Genomic DNA, 1,798 nt, shown 5'->3' with positions numbered 1-1,798 from the left:
TTAGCGAGGCTCGCGCCTCAGACCGACGAGGCGAGTAGGTCGCGTCGGCCGCCGGCATCATCGTGGTGAGATGGAGAGCCTCCCGAGCCTGTCAAACGGACGCTACCGCCCGTTCATGGTCCCGCTTGGGGATGGTGGGTCAACTTGGGCCCTGTGACGGCCGGGAGGCACAAAAATGATACAGCGAAGCGTCGCCGACGTCCTCGAGGGGCACGTCGAGTTGGAGGTCGAGTGCATCGACCGCATGTACCTCAACCTCTACGTCCCCATCCTACAGAGCGAGCGGGGGGTCGCGCACTTTTGGCGGAAGCACCGCGGCTACTCGTTCGCATCGTCCGCCCTCATGGCGCCGATGACGGAGACGTTCATCAAGTCGATCGAGCGCTTTGCCGAGAACGAGGTGATCGACCTGGTGAAGCTCCACAAGAAGCAACGCAAGGAGGACATCGCCAAGGCCTACCTGAAGAACTTCAAGGCCAAGGAGGGGGTACTTTTCATCGGCAAAGCTCAGGAGAAGTCCAGGGTCATCCGAACTCAGCGACGCCACAACCCGAACACCGGGGCCAGCTACGCAAACCTCTACAAGTCGACCGCCATCGTCAACCAGTACTACTTCTACTGCGTCGACGACGACTTCGGTCCCTTCTTCATCAAGCTGTGCTCCTACTTTCCCTACAACGGGAAGCTGCTCATCAATGGCCACGAGTACGCCAAACGCCAACTCGCCAAGCGCGGGATCGCCTTCGAGGCGCTCGACAATGGCATTGCATGGTGCGAGGACCCAAAAACCTTGCAGCAGATCTGCAACGGGCTCGACGCTCGCAAGATCGACAAGCTCGCGCGCAAGTGGCTGCGCCGCCTCCCGCATCCCTTCACACCCGCGGACCGTCGCGCGAGGTACACCTACGATATTTCGATCCTCCAAGCGGAATTTTCGCTGACCCAAGTCCTGGACCGTCCCCTCACGGGCCGGCACTTCTTCGAGCAAGTCATTCGCGACAACCTCGACATCGGTCGCCCCGACCAAGTGCAGCTCATCTTCGATCGTCGTATCATCAAGACCACGCCGGGCCGCTTCCGTACCCGGGTGATCACCAACGGCGTAACCCCTTCGCTGCACATCGACTACAAGTCATCGAAGATCAAGCAATACCACAAGGAGGGTCGGGCCCTCCGGACCGAGACGATCGTCAACAATACATACGACTTCCGGATCGGACGTCGGCTTTGCAATCTCCCCGAACTTGCCAAAGTCGGTTTCGCGGCCAACCGGCGCTTGCTCGAAGTCCAACGTCTCAGCCACGACTGCTCGATCGGCGAGGATGCCTTCGCCCAAGTCAATCAGTCCGTGGTCGTCCAAAACCAGCGGGCGTCCGGGCTGCGCTTCGGCGACCCGCGCGTGCTCGCGCTGCTTTCGGCGATCTTGTTTTTCCGACTCTTGCCCCGTGGCTTCACCAACAAACATCTGCGCGACCTCATGGCGCAACTGCTGGGCCTCGCTCCCGGCCATTTCACCCAGGGCAAGATGACCTACGACCTACGTCGCCTCCGGCTGCACGGGCTCATCGAACGGATCCCGAACTCGCACCGCTACGAAGTCACGGACTTCGGCTTCCGAGCGGCGCTCTTGATCACCCGCACCTACAACTGCGTGCTCCGTCCGGGACACGCCGCCGTCCACGACGCTCAGCCACCGGCACCGATCCCCCTGCGGAAAGCCTTCGACAAGGTCGATGAAGTGGTGACCAAGCTGTGGGAGACTGGGAGGCTCGCCGCTTGAACCAAACTTGACTCAAAT

1 protein-coding gene is annotated in these 1,798 nt (G+C 61.0%); it reads left to right on the top strand.

The features are described 5' to 3' along the window. Window positions 1-244: 244 nt before the first annotated feature. On the top strand, window positions 245-1,780 hold the full coding sequence (locus DB30_RS40740) for a hypothetical protein (RefSeq protein WP_205633214.1): 1,536 nt from the start codon (window positions 245-247) through the stop codon (window positions 1,778-1,780). Window positions 1,781-1,798: the final 18 nt, after the last annotated feature.

Source organism: Enhygromyxa salina, assembly GCF_000737335.2.
GTDB classification, from domain to species: domain Bacteria; phylum Myxococcota_A; class Polyangia; order Nannocystales; family Nannocystaceae; genus Plesiocystis; species Plesiocystis salina_C.
Note: the sequence above shows the minus strand (reverse complement) of the source record. Positions and strands in the feature narration are given on the sequence as shown.

Coding starts and splice junctions, on each gene's coding strand:
- DB30_RS40740 (WP_205633214.1), top strand. CDS start 245: ATGTACCTCAACCTCTACGTCCCCATCCTACAGAGCGAGCGGGGGGTC.